Genomic DNA, 18769 nt, shown 5'->3' on the forward strand with positions numbered 1-18769 from the left:
AATAAAAAAGTCAATCAACGAGAGAGATTATTTACACAAACTTCTTGACAGTCTCCTTAAACCAAGCGCAACTAACTGGTTTAGTGCAGGGTTTGTAAAATAAACATTACCTAACTGTCTTGCCTAATAAATATCTTTTCTAAAATTTACTTTAGTTAATCTAAAAAAATGCTACTAAATCTGACTGATTTGGTAGCATTTTTCTTGTGTATCACTAATAGTGACGTTATTAACGAAGGAATTGACTATCAATTTTTTCATGTGCGCGTACAGATGTCTAGTCGGGCCAAATGACGGATAAACCTGCAACACAGACAAAGACCTGAAGGAAAGCGTAAAACTAAAGCAGAAGCTATGAAACAATGACACACCCGCGAACAGAGTTCGCAAGTTTCAGAAATAATTAATGTCTCGTTCAGATAATTTAGACATAACAAAAGCCTCGAAATTATAGTCCAAATTTCAGGTGCTTACGTAAATTGTGATAGAGCTTTTTGCCATAAAAAATAGCGAACCACTACAGATTCGCTATTTTCTCTAAATTTACGACTTATGCATCAATATCTGGAGCTTGACCAAGTTCAGCCGTTAACATCCAAAGCCGCTTTTCAAGATCAGTATGGAAACCAGTCAAAATATCATTAGTCGAGTAATCTCCTTCTTTATCAGAAGCTTCAAGCGCTTCTTCATAGAGCTTATCTAAATAACGATAGCCTGAAATGATCTTTTCAAGTCTTTGTGTATTAGTGAAGTCCCAACTCCCCTTTTCACCAGGAATTTTATTTAATTGAACAACTTCCCTTAAAGTGGCAACAGGTGAACCATCGATGGTAATTAGTCTTTCTGCAAGACCATCAATCTGATCATCTAGTTCATCCATTAAGTCATCAAGATATGGGTGCAACTTCAAGAATTGACTGCCGCGCATATACCAATGGTGACGGCGAACAATCATGTGCATATGCAATAAATTAATGACTAATTCATTTAACTTTTCTTTTGTTTCTGGATACTTCATATTGAGACCTACTTTCATTAAATTAGAATTTAGCCCAGCCTAAGGCATGTTGGGCCGCCAAGTTAAGTAGACTACATTGACGGTCAAAACTTGGCGAGAAGAAGAAATCTTGTTCTGCAAGATCTTCTAAAGTAAGTCTTTGGCTAATAGCTAAACTAAGGACATTTCCTTGACCTGTTAAATCATAAGTAGACATTACTGCCCCACCTAAAATTTGGTGGTTAAGCTTATCAAAGGTCAATGCTACATAACCTAATGGGTTATCTTCATCTTATTCACTTAAGCCAATATAGATTCTTGTTATTTTTACCAGATTGTAATTCTATCTTCTGGGTTAAGCCACATGCCATCTGTCTTCTTAACGCCAAATGCATCATAGAATTCATCTTGGCATTGAACCGGAATATTTACTCTAGTTGGTTGTGGTGCATGGACATCAGTTTGAACTTCAGTCTTAATTGCTTCAGGACGTTGTTTTTGCATCCAGCTACGAGCATAGTTTTCAAAAAGATCCTTTAAATCGGCACCATCATCTTTTCCAGTTTGGACAGCACAGGCAAGTCCAGCTAAATCAGCTATATTTTCACCAACAACTTGCTTACCATTCACTTTAGCTGGACCATATTGCAAACCATCAAAAATATCAACCATTTGGCCAACTCGTTTATTAAATTCAGCGAAGTCTGCATCAGTCCACCAATTATTCATATTTCCTCGTTCATCAAACTTAGCACCACTATTATCAAAAGCATGTGATACTTCGTGACCAATAGTTGCACCAATACCGCCATAGTTAGCACCGCGCGATTGATTAATATCATAAAACGGTGCCTGCAAGATTCCTGCTGGGAAAGTTAAATCATTTCTTTGTGGATCATAGCAGGCATTATTTAAATTACCTGGCATTAACCATACCGAACGATCAACCAGCTTAGTTAATTTAGCCAGCATATATTTAGTACGCACTGTCGACATTGCTACCTCATTTTCATAGAGGCTCTTTTCAGGATCAACTTGCAGTAAATCAAAGATTTCTTCAATCTTATCTGGATAACCAATCTTTAAGACCAAGGCTTTTAACTTAACTACTGCCTTCTTTTTCGTTTCAGCAGAAAGCCAGGTATTTGATTTGATTCTTTCCTCATAAACCTTGAGCATCTTACGAATCATGTCTTCAACATCCTTTTTGGCCTTAGCTCCAAAATACTTTTGCCCATAAAAAATGCCGACTACTTCATCAAAAGCACTATTTGCTAAACGATAAGCTTGTTTAATTTGAGTTGGCAATTGTGGCGTACCAGTAATTGCCTGATTAAATGGAAATGCTGCTTCTCGAAAAGCTTGAGACAAAAATCTAGCTACATTGTTAATGTATTTAACCAACATCCAGCCTTTAATTTCGGCAAAATTAGCTGCGTTTAATAAACTCTCAGCATGATCAAGAAAACGTGGTTCCATTACAATGATACGCTCTGGTTTAACTGGCAAAACAGCAGCCATAAAGTCAGCCATCTTAAATGACTTAAATTTTGCAATAAATTCAGCATAGTTTACTGGATTATAGATTGCTGCGTAATCTGACCATTCTTCGGTTGATTTAACAATCTTAGCCAATTTTTGATCAAAAGCTAAAGCATCGGCAACATAAGTACGTGCTTCACTCTTACCAACCCCGGCCATCATTAACAAATTAATGCTTTGATCTTGTAAAATATCCAAGAGTTTTTTGGCATCAGCTGTTTTATAGGTCGTAGTATCTGGTAAAAATGTACTTGGTCCACCAAAATGAAGCACATTTACATCAGTATTCTTCATGTCAGCATCAACATCAAAGACAAATGGCAAAGTATATGGACCCATAAATAAATCAGCAGCCTTTTGTTCAAAATCACTAAAGCTACTCAAAGCTAATAACTTTTGTAAATCTTTTTGAATTGGATTAGCTTTTTCAGCATCCCTTTTGTCAAAATCTTTGGCAATTTTATATAAAGCAATTGCTTTTCCAAAATCCTTGATATCAGGCATTCTTTCTTTACCCGCTGCAACATCAGCAAAATCTTTCATTACCCGATCTTCAATTCGTTGATCTAGTTCAGAGTTAATCCCAGCAGACGTCTTATCTGCAGGGATTTTAGCTTTAGACAACCATTCTGAATTGACAGCTAAATACAAATTATCTTGTGGTTTGGCATTAAGATCTGGTTGTGCAACATCGCCAGCTCCACCACGAACGGCAAAATATCTTCTCATTTTTTCTCCTTACAAATATTCATAATTATTTAATACTTTTTCATTATTATAGCAAAAAGGACGTCGTTACTAAACAAACGTCCTCAAAATTAATTATCCTTATTTTCATTATTTTGCAAAGTATACAAGTTATAGTAATAGCCTTTTTGCGCTAATAATTCTTCATGAGTACCGCGCTCAATAATTCGTCCTTTATCCAAAACAATGATTTGATCAGCATCGGCAATAGTTGAAAGCCGGTGGGCAATTGCTAGAGTGGTCCGTCCTTTACGTAACCGTTTTAGACCTTGCTGAATTAAAGTTTCAGTTTCGGTATCAACATTAGCAGTTGCTTCATCTAATACTAAAACTTTAGGGTCTGTGACTAAAGTTCTGGCAAAAGAAATTAGTTGCCGTTGCCCTTGACTAAATTCCTCTCCACCTTCAATTACCTTTGCATAGTATTTACCTGGCATTTTTTCAATAAATTGATCAGCTTGAACTGCTTTAGCCGCAGCCTTAATTTGAGCATCAGTAATCTGCTTATTATATAAACGAATATTAGAAGCGATATCGCCATAAAACATAAATGGCTCTTGCAAAACTAATCCAAGTTTTTTGCGTAACTCCTCTTTAGGATATTTACGAATATCAACATCATCGATTAAAACTTCACCTTGACCAAATTCATAAAAGCGCATCATCACATTAATAATTGAGCTTTTTCCTGAACCAGTATGTCCAACAATTCCTAATGTTTCGCCTGGGTTAACCACAAAAGAAATATCATGCAAAATTTCATGCTTGCCATCATATGAAAAACTCACATGCTTAAATTCAATCTTCCCTTTGCTAATTGTTAAGCCGGCTTGTGCATCTTGTTTAGGTTCATATTGCGTATCATCCAAAATATAAAAAATTCTTTTACCCGCAACAATCCCATCTTGGAAGAAAGTCATTTGGTCCATCATAGTTGAAATCGGGTTAAACAGCTGTGAAATATATTGTGAAAAAGCATATACCACACCGGCTGGTACAAAAGTCTCACGTAATGGAAAACCAAAATACATCAATGAAACAGCCAAGGCTAATGAATAAAGCAATGAGGTTAAAGGCGACAATAATAGTGAATTAACCCGAATCATATTAAAACGAGTATTCATTAACCCACCATTTTCGCCTTCAAAATTGTGGGTCATCCGTTTTTCCTGATTAAACTCTTGAATAACAGAGACTCCTTCAATTGATTCGTTCAAATTAGCGTTAATTCGACTAAGGCGTTCACGATAATTACGATAAAGTCGCGAACTTCTTTGAGAGTAAAGCCAAATAACAAATAACAGAATTGGCATAAAAAGCAAAATTAACCAGCCAGCAACTACATTAGTAGTAAACATCGCTACTAATGCTGTTACTACAGAGAAAACACCAATTACAAAAGTTGATAGAACAGTCAAAAAATTGCTCAAAGTCATTGTATCATTAGTAACTCTTGAAACAATTGAACCAGCTGGAGTTTGGTCAAAATAACGCATCCCTAATTTATGTAACTTACGGTAAAGCGCTCTTCTGACACTTTCTAATGTTTTCTCTGAGCCTAAGGCAAAGAAATATTGATAAGTAAACTGGATAATTGCCTTTAAAATAGAGCCTAAAGCATACAATAATCCTGCAAAAAGAATCACTTGCACCGTTGTATTTTGGTGTAACAAGAAATGATCTAAGAAATATTGCAACCCCCTTGGTAAAAGAATATTAATTATGCTGACAACGAAAGCTCCAACTAAAGCAATGATCATTTCAAATTTAAATTGCTCCACAAAGCCCATTAGTCGTTTAAAAATGTCAACTTGTTCTTTAAACGGAATTGTCTTCGACCAGACGGATTCATGTTGTTCTTCGTTATTCATCTACATCTTCACCCACCTTTGCTTGTAACTCTTGTCTACGCCACATTTCTGCATACCAACCATCTTCGTCTAAAAGTTGTTGGTGATTGCCTCGTTCAACGATTCGCCCATCTTTTAAAACTAAAATCAGATCCGCATCCATGACAGAAGTTAAGCGGTGAGCTGCAATCATCGTAGTCTTATCTGCTCGCTCTTTTCTTAATGATGATAAAATTTCAGTTTCAGTCTTCGCATCAACTGCTGATAAGGCATCATCCAAAATCAAGATCTGACTATCTTTTAACAACGCACGGGCAATCGACATTCTCTGTCTTTGACCACCTGAAAGCGATAACCCATTTTCACCAACTAATGTTTCATAGCCTTTAGGCATTTGTAAAACATCATCGTGTAAATCACTTTTTTGAGCTGCTGTTGTAATATCTTCTTTTTTCGCTTCTTCAGAAGAGAAAGCAATATTTCGACCAATACTAGTTGAAAACAAAAAGTTATTTTGTGGTACATAAGAAATTTGGCTAAGTAATACTTTCAGTGGAATTGTTCTAATATCCTTACCATTTAAAGTAATTTGCCCATCATATTGATCAAACTCTCGCAAAAGCAATTGAATAATTGTCGTCTTACCGGCACCGACTCGACCAACTAAGCCTAAAGTTTGGCCTGGCTTTATAGTAAAGTTAACCTGCTGTAAAACTGGAATCTCTGGTTCATCAGGATAGGCAAATGATTTAATATTATATTTTAAATCACCTTGCAAATCTTTAACTGTAATACTCTGATTTGCATGAGCATCAGTAATTAATGGCTTTTCATTAAGCAATTTTTCTACTCGATCATAGCTAGCACTACCACGCTCTAGAATATTAAACAAATAACCAATAGCAAACATTGGCCAAACCATGTTAGAAATATACGCGATAAAAGAAACCAACTGGCCAATTGATAAAATCTTGTTAGTTACTAATAGTCCCCCATAAATAATCGTGATCACATACGTAGTACCGATAATTATTGTTCCCAGTGGATCAAATAAGGAATCCCAGACAAAAACTTTTTTATTAATATTGATCGTTTCATCGACCATCTTGTCAAAAGCAGCAGTATCTTCTTTACCCTGACCAAAAGTTTTAAGCACTTTAATACCCGAAACGGATTCTTGTGTCTTATTATTCAGCTTTGAAAACGCAGCTTGTGATTTATCAAAAGCATCATGTAGATGATCGCCTAGCTTCCAAGCTCCCAAAGCCAAAAATGGCAACGGTAATAAAGCGACAATTGTTAAACGCCAATCAACAAAAATAATCATTGCGATCATTGTTGACAGCCCCATAACTAAAGAATCAACTAAAGTTAAAACACCGTCTCCAGCTACATTCTGAATAGCGGAAACATCATTAGTGGCATGTGCCATTAAATCACCCGTTCGATGGCGCTGATAAAAAGTTCGGTCCATAATCATAAAATGATCGAATAACTTTGACCGCATCTGCCGTTCCAATTCTGCCGCTCCGCCCCAGATTTGCTTACGCCAGAAATAGCGCAAAATATAAAGAGTGAGCGCTGCGGCTAAAACGGCAATGATCAGCATTCCGTATTGGCCCCAGGAAATATGTCCTTGATCAAGTTGATCAGCCATCAAACCTAATACGCGCGGTGGTACTAAATTGGCTAAGGAAGTCAGCGCTAAGAAAGTAATCCCAATAATGTAGCGCTTTTTTTCAGCCTTAAAAAACCAACCTAGTTTGCTAAATATTCCCATATTTCACCTCATTTTAAAAATTGCACAAAAAAAGAGACAAAGAAAATCCTTCGCCTCTTTCCAAAAATAATCTAAATTAATTACCTTTGTTGGTGTTTCATCATGTTCATTACTTGATGTACCTTCTTATTTGAAGGCTTTTGTCCCATTTGAGACATCATAGCAACGATCATATCTTCACTAATAGGAGGATTTTCCTTAAAGTACTTCTTCATGTATGCTCTTGCACCATAGAAACCCGCTGTTGCACCAACCAAGAGCGCAACAATGATCAAAAAAATTGCTAAACCTAAATTCATCTTATTAAATCCTCCATCTAACTAACATTTATATTTTATCATAATCCTCTAACTTATTAAAAGAGCTAGTTAATCTTTTCTAAGTCCTTTTTTTCTTTGAGCACGTTTAGCTCGTTCTGAAGTAACTTCTTTACCATTCTTATCCAAGATAACCATGTTTTCAACATCTTGTTTAAAAGCTGCTCTAAAGTTAGCTAAAAACTTCTTATGCAGTTCTTTTCTTTCTGCTTCTTCTTCAGGAGTTAATCCTTCTTTTTCTTTCTTATGGTAAAGTTCATTAATTCGATCTGTTACCTTTTTTTCTTCTTCTTTACTCATTGCATCTTTATTATCCATAATAGTTCCACCTCACATTAACAATCATTAGTCTACCTTATTTTTTATCATAAAAAAAGTATAACTTCTTAAGAACGCCTGTTTGAGAATATTGACATTATCTGGTAGAATTAGGTTATAATATTAAGTACCATAAATACAAACGGAGAATTAAAAATGCCAAGAAAAACAAGCGATAAAAAGCAACTAGAAATTTTGCAATATATTTACGATACAGTTGAGAAACGGAGCATTCCACCTACAGTTAGAGAAATCTGTTCTGCAGTTGGTCTTTCTTCTACTTCCACTGTCCATGGTCATTTAGCTCGCCTTGAAAGAAAGGGCTGGCTAGTAAAAGACGCTACAAAACCTCGTGCTTTGGAAATTACCCGTGAGGGTAAAAAAGAGTTAGGTATCAAGCCAAAGGAAATTCCAGTTATCGGTGTGGTTACTGCAGGACAACCAATTCTGGCAGTTGAAGATATTGATGACTACTTTCCACTCCCACCAGACTTAAAAAGTGATGCTGGTGAACTCTTTATGCTCAAAGTCCACGGTGAAAGTATGATTAACGCTGGCATTTTAAACGGTGATAGCGTAATCGTACGCAAACAATCATCTGCCAACAATGGTGAAATCGTGGTGGCAATGACTGAAGAAAATGAAGCTACAGTTAAGCGTTTCTACAAAGAAAAGGATCACTACCGATTACAGCCAGAAAATGATACAATGGCTCCAATCATTTTACCTAAAGTTACAATTTTGGGTAAGGTAGTTAGCTTGTATCGTAATAACATTGACTAATTTCAATTTTGACCTAGATAATTTATCTAGGTCTTTCTTTATGCCAAAATTTCAGTTATTTTTTCTTCAAATAATGGTAACCATTTCTTTAGATAACCCGCACGAGTTGGATGAATTTCATCAGCCATATACAAAGCGTCTTGATGCTGAAAATCAGGATGATCGTATAAATCTAGAATCTCAATGTGACACTTTTGAGACAGTTCGTGTACTCGTTCAACCATCTGTTTGTATAACGGATTAGCAAAATAAGGATTAGTATAAATTAAAATTGGACATTTCCACCTTGCTTGAGCCGTTGAAATCATATATTCCAAAGCTCCCGTAATGGTTTTGGTGTCAAAGTTTTGATTAGTAATTTTGCCTAGTTTTTTATTTTGATTTGCATCATTAGTTGAAAGTTGTAAGACAAAAACATCAGGTTGTGATTCGGTCAACTCTTCTCTAAAACGAGCAACATAAGAATCGTTTGGCTTATAAGTATCTTCATCAACTAAGGTCGTACCATTTTCTGCATCTTTAATTGCAGCAACGCCATCACGCTTCCAAAGATAATCAACAAAGCTTTCACCCAAAGCGCCAAAACCAAAAGTAACGGAAGAACCCAAAAATAAAATTTTCTTACCTATCAAAGGGCTCGCAACGGTTTGTACACTATTTAGACTATACTTACGACTATTTCCTGCTAAATAAGCAATATCAGTGTAATAACGTTGATGTAAGGCATGCTCATCTAGATCCATGCGTAATTCATTTAAAGCGATATCCGATAAATCATTATTTTGTCTAATTGGAATCAAAAAAGTTTCATTACTCATTTTCAGATTTTTCCTTTTCTACATACGGCTTGATTTTATCCCAATCTTTAATAATATCATCTGTTAGCTTGCGATTATAAAAAACAGCGGCAGGATGATATTCTGGGAAAATAGTGTATCTTTCTTTTGACCAAATATAGCCGTCTTTAGTTTCATTTAAACGTAAAATTGGTGTATTTTTAATTACTTGACCATGTTCAGCTGAAATCTTATGACCAGACCCCAAAAGACGTTCTAATCCTGTATTACCCAAGGCAACAATTAGTTTTGGTTGAGCATAGCCAATTTCAAAATCTAAGAAAGGCGCATGAGCTAGAATCTCTTTTTTGGTTGGCTTACGATTGGGATATTTGATTACTTCTTTATTTTCACGCTTGCTAAAAACCTTTTTGATTGCAAAAGGTCGACTTCTCACAGCAGATGTAATATATACCTGATCACGTGTCAGACCAATCTGCTTCAATGATTTATCCAATTCCTTACCCGCATCCCCGCTAAAGGGAATATTATTAACAATTTCATTTCGACCAGGAGCTTCACCGACAATCATTAATAAAGGATGTTGGGGACCCGAGCCAGAATTAATTCCTTCTAGCTGCATGCCTTTAGATCGTTCTTTCACTTCGTCAATCAGTTTTTTCGGATAATCCATTTTTCCATCTTCTTTTAAATTTTTGTTTTACTCGACTTTACTGGGGACATTTACAAATGTGGATAACTATTGGTTCTAACGCTAATTCCACATTTAATATTATTTTTTACAAAAATAGCTTCACAATAACAAATCCCTTTATATCAAGATTAGTAATAGATATCTGCCAGCTTTGTGATTTTTGTCTTAGTTTCACAACCGTTTCACAGTTGAATTTCTTCACAATCTTTTTTCATCATTACTACAATACAGCCATTTTATCATTGTGATCTTTTTAAAATAAAAGGCTATCACCTTCTACTAAGATAATAGTCCTTTATGATATCAGTTTAAAAGTATTACACACAGACTAATTATGCAACAGTGTCTGCAATATTAAATTAGTTGAACCGTGACGATAATCTAATGGTGATGCGCCATAGTCTTTTTCATTACCCCAATAAAGATAGTTTTTGGTACCTTTAACATGTAAATAAAGTTGAGGTGATTTTTCACCTTCTATTTTGGTTCTATCAACCGTTAGTTTAGCGCCAGCACGATAAAGCACCTTTTTATTTTGCTTAAATTTGGCAGTATACGCATATGCATCATTTATTAAAGACACACTCACAGGTCCTTTATCCCACAACGTCTTACCATCTACTAAAGCAACGTCTGCCGCATTGATATATTGTGTTTTACTAATCTGAAAATAAGTATGATCACCTTGTTGAATTGCAGGTAAAGTCATCTTAGTTTTATTTTGATAATAATAAAATTGAGTATTAGCAGCCGCTTTCTTAGGTTTACCATAATAGTTTAAAACCGTGCCTTGCTTTAGATTTTTATTCTTGACTTGCTTGCCTGTTGCATCATAAATAGGTGCATTATTATTTAAAAACACGGTTCCCTTGCCATTCAAAGTAGTTACTTGGCTGGCATCAATATAACCGCCCTTACCAATATTAAATAATTGCTTAGGCGAATTATAGTATGGTACCTCAATTTTTGGTTTTTGTTTATTAGTAAAATAATTCTTGCCACCATTATAGCTAACTAATTTTTTACCATTTTTATCATAAATATAATTTTTCTTGTGCCGAAAATGTAACTTGACCGTATTTGTGTTACCAAGCCAGGTTAACACATCGCTTTCTTTAACATAGCCTCCTTTACCAATCGAATAGTAAAGCTTACCACCAATAATTCGACTAGTTGGCACAGGAATCCCAGCTGCAAAGCGCTGCTGAATAATATAAGTCTTGCCACTATATTTTAAACGAGTACCAGCTTTGATATTTTGATGATATTTCGAATTATAATTACCTGCACGATCATAAATTATTGGTGCTTTATTTACCTGGATTGTATTCTTAGCTGCTTGGGCTTTCTTCGTCGTTGCTTGTACCGTAGTCGTGATATTGGGAAAAGATAATATAGGTGTTACTGTCAATACGGTTGCTGCCACAAGTGCAAATTTGCAATTGAACTTCATTTATTTCACCTCATTCATTCCATAACTCCATCATAGCATTTTATATACAACTTTTGGGTAGAAAAAAAGCCAGTTCCACTGGAACTGACCTTTTTATGATTGACGTTATGATTAACGACGTGCTTCAGCAATTCTTGCTGACTTGCCGTGACGTTCACGTAAGTAGTAAAGCTTAGCACGACGTACACGACCATGACGCTTAACTTCAACCTTAGCAACACGTGGGTCGTTAACTGGGAAGGTTCTTTCAACACCAACACCTGAAGCAATCTTACGAACTGTGTAAGTAGCACCGATGCCAGTACCCTTCTTCTTGATTACAACGCCTTCGAACAACTGAATACGTTCGTGAGTACCTTCAACAACACGTACATGAACAGTAACAGTGTCACCTGCACGGAATGCAGGAATATCGTCACGAAGTTGTTCTTTAGTTAATTCTTGAATTAATGGATCCATAATATACTTTTCTCCTTCTTCGGCATTCATCAACGTACCAACGCCAGCGGAACACCCCTAAACTTATTCATTGTGGTCACGCCACGATGAATAGTATATCAAGTAGAGCTTGCTTAATCAAGCTCTGCTTTAATATCTGCCAACATTTTCTTTTCTTCAGTTGTTAAAACACGATTTTTAAGCATATCTGGGCGATGTAAATAAGTCGCCTTAAGAGCCTCTTTATGCCGCCATTCAGCAATCTTTTGGTGATTACCCGAAGTTAATACTTCTGGCACCTTTTGCCCTTCAAAATCTGCTGGACGCGTATATTGCGGATATTCTAACAACCCATGTGAAAAGCTTTCTTCAACTGGACTAGCTGCATTGCCCAAAATACCAGGTAAAAGTCTTACTGTAGCATCAATCATACTCATTGTTGGCAATTCACCACCAGTTAAAACATAATCACCGATTGAAACAGTTTCGTCAGCCAAGTCATAAACCCGCTGATCAAAGCCCTCGTAATGTCCGCAAATAAAGGTTAATTCATCTTCTTGGGCCCAGCTTTGCGCCATTTTTTCATTAAAAGTTTTACCTTGTGGTGCAGTAATAATTACCTTACCTGTGGATGGTAACGAGTCAAGTGCCTTTTTGATCGGCATAATTTGCAAAACCATCCCAGCGCCACCACCATAGGGCGTATCATCAACATGATGATGTACATCGGTAGTGAAATTACGAAAATTAACTAAATTAAGCTCCCATTTTTTATCTTCAAGCCCACGTCCCAACATTGAAACTTGCAAAGGAGCAAACATATCAGGAAAAAGTGTCAATACATTAATCTTCATCGCGTAAGCCCTCCAATAACTCAACATAGACTTTTTTATTAGCTACATCTACTTTTTTAACCACCGATGCAATATTAGGAATCCAATACTCTTTACCATTATCTTCATGGACTAGCCAAATATCATTAGCACCAGGTGATTCAATATCAGTGATTTTACCCAAGCGCTTACCGGATTCTTCATCAATGACATCACAGTCAAAGATGTCCTTATAGTAATAAACGCCTTCAGGTAGTTCACCGCGGTCGGCTTCACTAACAACTAGTATTTTTCCTTTTAATTTTTCAGCTTGATCAATATCAGTAATCTCTGCAAATTGAACTAACCAAAATTGCTTAAAAGGTCTACTCTTGGCCACAGTTAAAACTTGAGAAGTTTCATCTTTGATTGCCAAATGCATCCCTATAGCAAAACGATCTTCAGGGAAATCAGTAATTACACTAACTTTAACTTCACCATTCAAACCGTGCGTAGTTAAAATCCGAGCAACATCGTAATATTCCATTTTTTCTCCTTTAGGTATAAAAAAAGCTTGAAGCACACGGCATCAAGCTCTTAATTAATAGCAAAATTACTTGTTGTATTTTGCATCGTGCAACTTAGCCATCAAGCCAGCACCTGAAAGAAGTGATCTAACAGTGTCTGAAGGTTGTGCACCTTTTTGTAACCATTCAAAGATCTTGTCTTCGTCAAGCTTCAATTCCTTTGGTTGTGAAACTGGGTTGTAGTAACCAACTTGTTCGATGAAGCGACCATCACGTGGCATACGTGAGTCTGCAACAACGATTCTGTAAAATGGCTTTCTCTTGGCACCAGCACGGTGCATACGAATTTTAACTGACATAAATTAATTTCCTCCTAAAACTTAACGATTAATAATATACCACCAAACTTAACAGGTGTAAAGTATTTTCCCTTAACAGTTTATTTTTTAAGAATGGAATCTTTTTACCTTGCGTAAACGCTTCTTCTTATTTTTCTTGAAATTCTTATTCATTCGGCGCATTGCCATCTTAGCCATTGGCGAATCCATTCCAGGCAAATTGCTCAAGCCCTTCATATTTCCTTTAGACATTTTACTCATCATGTCGCGCATTTGCTTAAACTGCTTAATCATCCTATTGACTTCAACTACAGGACGACCTGAACCAGCAGCTATTCTTCGGCGACGGCTTGGATTAAGCATATCAGGATTTTCTCGTTCCTCAGGAGTCATTGAATAAACAATTGCTTCAGTATGATCAATTTGCTTTTGATCAACATTTAGATTCTTTAATTGCGGATTATTAGCTAGTCCCGGAATCATCTTCATGATTTGGTCAAGAGGCCCCATTTTTTGAACTTGTTGCAATTGATCAACAAAATCATTGAAGTCAAAAGTATTTTCCCGCATCTTTTCAGCGACTTTTTCAGCTTCCTTAGCATCATAATCTTGTTGGGCTTTTTCAATTAAGGAAAGCATGTCACCCATACCTAAAATTCTGGATGCCATTCTATCTGGATGGAAAACATCTAAATCGCTTAATTTTTCACCTTGACCAGTAAATAAGATCGGCTTACCAGTTACCGCACGAATTGAAAGAGCTGCACCACCACGAGTATCACCATCTAACTTAGTCAAAATCACGCCCGTAACATCAAGGCGTTCGTCAAAGCCTTTGGCTACATCTGTTGCCGCCTGACCAGTCATGGCATCAACGACTAAAAGAATGTTATCAGGATGGGCTACTTTCTTTACCCGCTCTAATTCTTCCATTAAAGGTTCATCGATTTCTAAACGACCAGCTGTATCGATCAAAACATAGTCATTCTTGTTCTTTTCAGCCTCTGCAAGTCCATCTTGAACAATTTTAGCTACGTCTTTTTCTCCGTCTTCACTATATACTGGAACTTTTAACTGATCACCAATTTGTTTCAATTGATCAACAGCAGCCGGACGATAAATATCGCCAGCTATCAACAGCGGACGGGCCTTTTCGGTCTTTTGCAAATGATAGGCTAATTTACCCACAGTAGTAGTCTTACCAGTACCCTGCAAACCAACCATCATAATGATAGTTGGAATATGCTTAGACTTGTTTAAAGGAACTGCTTCTTCACCCATCATCTTCGTTAACTGTTCATTAACGATCTTAATTACTTGTTGACCTGGGTTTAAACTTTCCTGAACTTCCTTGCCAAGGGCTTCTTTCTTAATGGTTTTAATAAAGTCCTTAACGACCTTAAAGTTAACGTCGGCTTCTAACAAAGCAAGTCGAATTTCACGACTAGCCTTATTAATATCTTCTTCTGAGACCTTACCTTTGCCAGTTAAATTTTTTAATGCTTTTTGAATTCTTTCACTTAAATTTTCAAAAGCCATGGGCTATTCTCCCCTCAATTGATTTAATAAATTGGTTATTTCTTTTTTAGCAGCTTCACTATCACCATTATCTAAAGATAAAAGCGTATCTGCCAAGACATCTTCAACCTGATTGTTGTCGCGCTTCATATGCAATTTCTCTTCATAGTTCTGAAGAATTTTACTTGACCGCTTGAGATTATCATAGATAGCCTGACGAGATACTTGATGATTAGCAGCGATTTCGCCTAGAGACAAATCATTGTAGTAATAGTCTTCAAAATAAGATTGTTGCCCCTGGGTTAATAAAGAGCCATAGTAGGCATATAAATCGCCTAGCTCCTCGTTTTTAGTTAGTTCATCCATTGATTTTCACCAGTCTTTAGTATAACAAAGGTCATAAGCTAGTGCTAGATTAACCTATCTTAGATAACAATTTCTAAAAAAAGTGGAATTTCAAATATGTAGTAATTGATTTTTTAACGTATTTTTAATTATAATTAGATGGATATATTTTAACATAAGGAGGAGTTGCGTTGTGAATCTTTGGCAGAGAATGAACAGTAAAGAAGATCCACGCGTCTATGAAAATAAAGATGGACACCTGGTTCGCTCATTAAAAGTAAAGGACTTCTTAGCTCTAGGTGTTGGAACAATCGTCTCCGCTTCAATTTTCACTCTACCTGGTGAAGTTGCAGCTAAGCATACCGGCCCTGCAGTAGCGATTTCCTTTATTTTAGCAGCAATCGCTGCTGGTTTAGTGGCTTTTGCCTATGCAGAAATGGCTGCTGCAATGCCATTTGCAGGATCAGCTTATTCATGGATCAACGTAGTTTTAGGAGAATTCTGGGGTTGGGTAGCAGGATGGGCCCTTCTAGCAGAATATTTCATTGCTTTGGCTTTCGTCGGTTCGGGGCTTTCTGCTAACTTTAGAGCTCTAATCGCACCATTAGGTTGGAAACTACCCGCGTCATTATCTAACGCCTTTGGCAATAACGGTGGTATTATTGATATCATTTCTTTAGTTTCAATCTTGTTAGTTGCCTTATTAATTGGTCATGGTGTTTCAAGGGCAGCTCGCGTTGAAAATGCCTTAGTTGTATTAAAGGTGTTAGCCATTCTACTCTTTATTGCCGTTGGCGTTTTTGCAATTAAAAAAATTAACTTCACCCCATTTATACCGAAATACAAGATGACTGCTAACGGTCCATTCGGTGGCTGGCAAGGAATCTATGCTGGTGTTTCAATGATTTTCTTATCTTACATTGGCTTTGATTCAATCGCCGCTAACTCAGCTGAGGCAATTAATCCACAAAAAACTATGCCTCGCGGCATTTTAGGCTCACTTGCTATTGCTGTTACTTTATTTGTCGGAGTTAGTTTAGTTTTAATTGGAATTATGCCTTATCAGAAGTATGCTAATTCCGCTGAACCAGTGGGTTTAGCCTTACGGTTTGCTGGTCATCCAATTGTTGCCATCATTGTTCAAACCATTGCTGTTTTAGGGATGTTCACTGCTTTGATTGGGATGAGTATGGCCGGTTCAAGATTGATCTATTCATTTGGCCGTGACGGGATGCTTCCTAAATGGCTGGGCAAGTTGAATGCAGATCGTCGACCTAATAATGCTTTATGGACATTAACAATCGTAGCAATTTTACTTGGAGCATTTTTCCCCTTCTCTATGTTGTCACAATTGGTTTCAGCTGGTACTTTAATTGCTTTTATGTTTGTTTCTTTAGGTATTTATAAGTTGCGTCCACGTGAAGGAAAAGACATTGATGATCCTTCATTCAAGATGCCATTTTATCCAGTTTTACCTGCTTTAGGTTTCATGGCTACTTTAATTGTCTTCTTAGGGCTTGACTACCAAGCTAAACTTTATGCTGGTATTTGGTTTATTTTAGGCTTAATCATTTACTTTAGCTATGGTGTTCGTCATTCAATTTTAAATAAGCAAAATAAATAAAATTAATCTAAATACAGTTAAAAAGATCTGCATTTTGCAGATCTTTTTTCGTACCATTATTTTTTCAATACAATTCCTTCATAGAGTTTTACTGTAATTAAGTAATAAAGCAAATACAATACTAAAAAGATCGTAAATGGAATCCAAATTTTATCGTATGGATTAGCTAAAATCCCTTTGAAAAATTGTAGTCCAAATAATACATCAATCACACCCAAGACAGCCGGTAAAGCGAACAAGGTACCAATCTCCGCTTTAATCGAGCTCTTTAATAACTTACGTCTTGATCCGACCTTCCACAACATTTCATATCGAGGACGATCACTGTTTGCTCCTGATAGCACTTTAAACATTAAGGTTGAAGCTAACATAGCTAAGAAAGCTAAGCCTAAGAAAAAGCCCATAAATTCAAAACCTGAAGCAACGCTTGCTACTAAGCGATATTGAGCAGATTTAGAATTATTCAGAGAAACATAAACTCCTTGTGCATCCTTAGTAACTGTCTGGTCAAGTGACATCTTTTGCAATTTTTCAATATTATTAAAATTACTTCTAAAGTTATTGATTAATAGCAAGGTTACTTGTTTGTTTTTTCCAGGAATCTTCACATATTCAACTGGAGTTACAACTTTAACCTCATAATCAGAATAAGGTGTTAAACTAGCAAGTTGGAAATTCATCTCTTGTTTTTTATTCTTTACACCTGCAACTGTAATCGTCTTTGTCTTCCAATTCATTTGGTCGCCGTTCTTTCGACCAGATTGGAATTTGATTTTTTTCTTAGCAATTTCTTGGTCAGTAACATATAGAACAGGAAACTTCTTTTTCCCATTGACCTTATAATTCAAAGTCGTTTGTTTTCTAACGGCAACTTTTTTAAGTTGTTGATTAACTTTAGCATCCCTTTTATACAACACAGCATCATAATATGTTGCCTGAAGAGCAGTCTCTGTCATATTATTAAAGTTTAATCCAACAGTTATCGCACCTAATGCTAGAGCAAAAAGCAAGGAAATAACAGTTAAAACTCTATTGTAATCACCTAACCTAAATTTTAGCTGACCTAAGGTAAAAGAATGCAGTTTACTGTATTTAAACTTTTTATTTTTCCGTAAAGCATTGATAACTGTAGTAAATACAGAATCAAATACAAAATATGAACCAGCCAAAATAGTGACAAAACCAATTTCAACCGATTTAATTTGCAACTGATGGTAATCCCACATTGCCCAGTAGCCAATGGCTAGAAGGGCAAGGCCTAGAATTACTTCAGTTGCTTTCCAGATTCGGTTATTACGTAACTTAACTGGTTTTTGATCCTCATGCAAAAGCTTGATTACACTAGTACTTACCAATTTATGCCGATTCCAAATTGCAGCCAAGAAGAATAAAACTACAAAGAAAACAACTGTCCATAAAATAGCCGGTAAATAAAAGCCTAAGAATTTATGCAGCTGCAAACCCAATTGAGAGATTAATAACTGAGAAACAACTTGAGTCAAGCCGATACCAATTAAAATTCCTAATGCAGTAGCGAGTAAACCAATAACAACCGTCTCTGTAAAAATTAAACGGCCAATTTTACTATTTCTCGCTCCTAGGATCATATAAATACCATAATCTTTTTTACGCATACTAAGCAAAAAACTATTTGCGTAAACAATATAGACTAGGGTAATAATAGCTAATAGCGCTATCCCAAAAATAAAGACCATCTGGGTAATTGAAAAAGCAATGGCCATTGAACCCTTAAGAAAAGCTGGATTAATTGCAATGGTCATAAACATATAAAAGATTGCAGCAGCTAGAGTTAGCCCCGAAAACAAAACAGCATAATCTTTAAAGCGACTTTTTAGCCCTGTTAGTGATAATTTCCAAAGCACGTCTAT

At 36.2% G+C, this 18769-nt stretch carries 18 protein-coding genes and 1 pseudogene; 2 read left to right on the plus strand and 17 right to left on the minus strand.

The genetic code is table 11. The features are described from left to right. Positions 1 to 550: 550 nt before the first annotated feature. The 7 genes and pseudogenes from CP366_RS01455 to CP366_RS01485 form a co-directional block, all read right to left on the minus strand. Positions 551 to 1018, minus strand: a complete 468-nt coding sequence (locus tag CP366_RS01455) for a DNA starvation/stationary phase protection protein (protein ID WP_025006478.1) — start codon at positions 1016 to 1018, stop codon at positions 551 to 553. A 22-nt stretch (positions 1019 to 1040) separates the two neighbouring features. After that, a pseudogene (locus tag CP366_RS01460) lies at positions 1041 to 1289 on the minus strand (FAD-dependent oxidoreductase); the annotation flags it as partial. Between the two features lie 35 nt (positions 1290 to 1324). Continuing rightward, positions 1325 to 3268 (minus strand): M13 family metallopeptidase, encoded by a 1944-nt coding sequence (locus CP366_RS01465; RefSeq protein ID WP_065989460.1) that lies wholly within the window; start codon positions 3266 to 3268, stop codon positions 1325 to 1327. An 89-nt stretch (positions 3269 to 3357) separates the two neighbouring features. Continuing rightward, on the minus strand, positions 3358 to 5157 hold the full coding sequence (locus CP366_RS01470) for an ABC transporter ATP-binding protein (protein ID WP_165518598.1): 1800 nt from the start codon (positions 5155 to 5157) through the stop codon (positions 3358 to 3360). Continuing rightward, positions 5150 to 6916, minus strand: a complete 1767-nt coding sequence (locus tag CP366_RS01475) for an ABC transporter ATP-binding protein (protein WP_089147605.1) — start codon at positions 6914 to 6916, stop codon at positions 5150 to 5152. The genes CP366_RS01470 and CP366_RS01475 overlap by 8 nt, the downstream gene beginning before the upstream one ends. A gap of 80 nt (positions 6917 to 6996) precedes the next feature. Next, positions 6997 to 7215, minus strand: a complete 219-nt coding sequence (locus CP366_RS01480; RefSeq protein ID WP_057726609.1) for a YneF family protein — start codon at positions 7213 to 7215, stop codon at positions 6997 to 6999. Positions 7216 to 7284: 69 nt separating this feature from the next. Further along, positions 7285 to 7551 carry a DUF896 domain-containing protein gene (locus CP366_RS01485; protein WP_013086506.1) on the minus strand — a complete coding sequence of 89 codons (267 nt, stop codon included), beginning with the start codon at positions 7549 to 7551 and terminating at the stop codon, positions 7285 to 7287. 156 nt (positions 7552 to 7707) lie between these two features. Between CP366_RS01485 and lexA the strand changes: the two genes are divergently transcribed. Further along, complete coding sequence (lexA, locus tag CP366_RS01490; protein WP_005719307.1) at positions 7708 to 8334, plus strand: transcriptional repressor LexA; 627 nt, start codon at positions 7708 to 7710, stop codon at positions 8332 to 8334. A 38-nt stretch (positions 8335 to 8372) separates the two neighbouring features. Here lexA and CP366_RS01495 read toward each other — a convergent pair whose 3' ends face one another. The 9 genes from CP366_RS01495 to ylxM all read right to left on the minus strand — a co-directional run bounded on the left by CP366_RS01495 (position 8373) and on the right by ylxM (position 15277). Then, a complete protein-coding gene (locus tag CP366_RS01495) occupies positions 8373 to 9152 on the minus strand; it encodes an SGNH/GDSL hydrolase family protein (RefSeq protein ID WP_065989466.1) in 780 nt (259 codons plus the stop codon). After that, the gene (locus CP366_RS01500) at positions 9145 to 9804 is read right to left on the minus strand and encodes a uracil-DNA glycosylase (RefSeq protein ID WP_065989468.1); all 660 of its coding nucleotides are present in this window, start codon (positions 9802 to 9804) and stop codon (positions 9145 to 9147) included. Before CP366_RS01500 ends, CP366_RS01495 begins: the two co-directional genes overlap by 8 nt. 349 nt (positions 9805 to 10153) lie before the next feature. Then, positions 10154 to 11278 carry an SLAP domain-containing protein gene (locus CP366_RS01505; protein ID WP_089147606.1) on the minus strand — a complete coding sequence of 375 codons (1125 nt, stop codon included), beginning with the start codon at positions 11276 to 11278 and terminating at the stop codon, positions 10154 to 10156. Positions 11279 to 11389: 111 nt separating this feature from the next. Further along, on the minus strand, positions 11390 to 11737 hold the full coding sequence (gene rplS / locus CP366_RS01510; RefSeq protein ID WP_005722007.1) for a 50S ribosomal protein L19: 348 nt from the start codon (positions 11735 to 11737) through the stop codon (positions 11390 to 11392). Between the two features lie 113 nt (positions 11738 to 11850). Then, complete coding sequence (trmD, locus tag CP366_RS01515) at positions 11851 to 12570, minus strand: tRNA (guanosine(37)-N1)-methyltransferase TrmD (RefSeq protein WP_061204789.1); 720 nt, start codon at positions 12568 to 12570, stop codon at positions 11851 to 11853. After that, positions 12560 to 13075: a ribosome maturation factor RimM gene (gene rimM, locus CP366_RS01520; protein ID WP_023488731.1), complete on the minus strand. Its 516-nt coding sequence runs from the start codon at positions 13073 to 13075 to the stop codon at positions 12560 to 12562. Before rimM ends, trmD begins: the two co-directional genes overlap by 11 nt. Before the next feature lie 66 nt (positions 13076 to 13141). Then, the gene (gene rpsP, locus CP366_RS01525; RefSeq protein WP_003547870.1) at positions 13142 to 13414 is read right to left on the minus strand and encodes a 30S ribosomal protein S16; all 273 of its coding nucleotides are present in this window, start codon (positions 13412 to 13414) and stop codon (positions 13142 to 13144) included. Between the two features lie 87 nt (positions 13415 to 13501). Next, positions 13502 to 14932, minus strand: a complete 1431-nt coding sequence (ffh, locus tag CP366_RS01530) for a signal recognition particle protein (protein WP_023488732.1) — start codon at positions 14930 to 14932, stop codon at positions 13502 to 13504. Positions 14933 to 14935: 3 nt separating this feature from the next. After that, the gene (ylxM, locus tag CP366_RS01535; protein WP_023488733.1) at positions 14936 to 15277 is read right to left on the minus strand and encodes a YlxM family DNA-binding protein; all 342 of its coding nucleotides are present in this window, start codon (positions 15275 to 15277) and stop codon (positions 14936 to 14938) included. 172 nt (positions 15278 to 15449) lie between these two features. Between ylxM and CP366_RS01540 the strand changes: the two genes are divergently transcribed. Further along, positions 15450 to 16880: an APC family permease gene (locus tag CP366_RS01540; protein ID WP_089147607.1), complete on the plus strand. Its 1431-nt coding sequence runs from the start codon at positions 15450 to 15452 to the stop codon at positions 16878 to 16880. A gap of 56 nt (positions 16881 to 16936) precedes the next feature. Here CP366_RS01540 and CP366_RS01545 read toward each other — a convergent pair whose 3' ends face one another. Continuing rightward, on the minus strand, positions 16937 to 18763 hold the full coding sequence (locus tag CP366_RS01545) for an FtsX-like permease family protein (protein ID WP_089147608.1): 1827 nt from the start codon (positions 18761 to 18763) through the stop codon (positions 16937 to 16939). Positions 18764 to 18769: the final 6 nt, after the last annotated feature.

This window comes from Lactobacillus sp. UMNPBX15, assembly GCF_002553785.1.
GTDB classification, from domain to species: Bacteria; Bacillota; Bacilli; order Lactobacillales; family Lactobacillaceae; genus Lactobacillus; species Lactobacillus crispatus.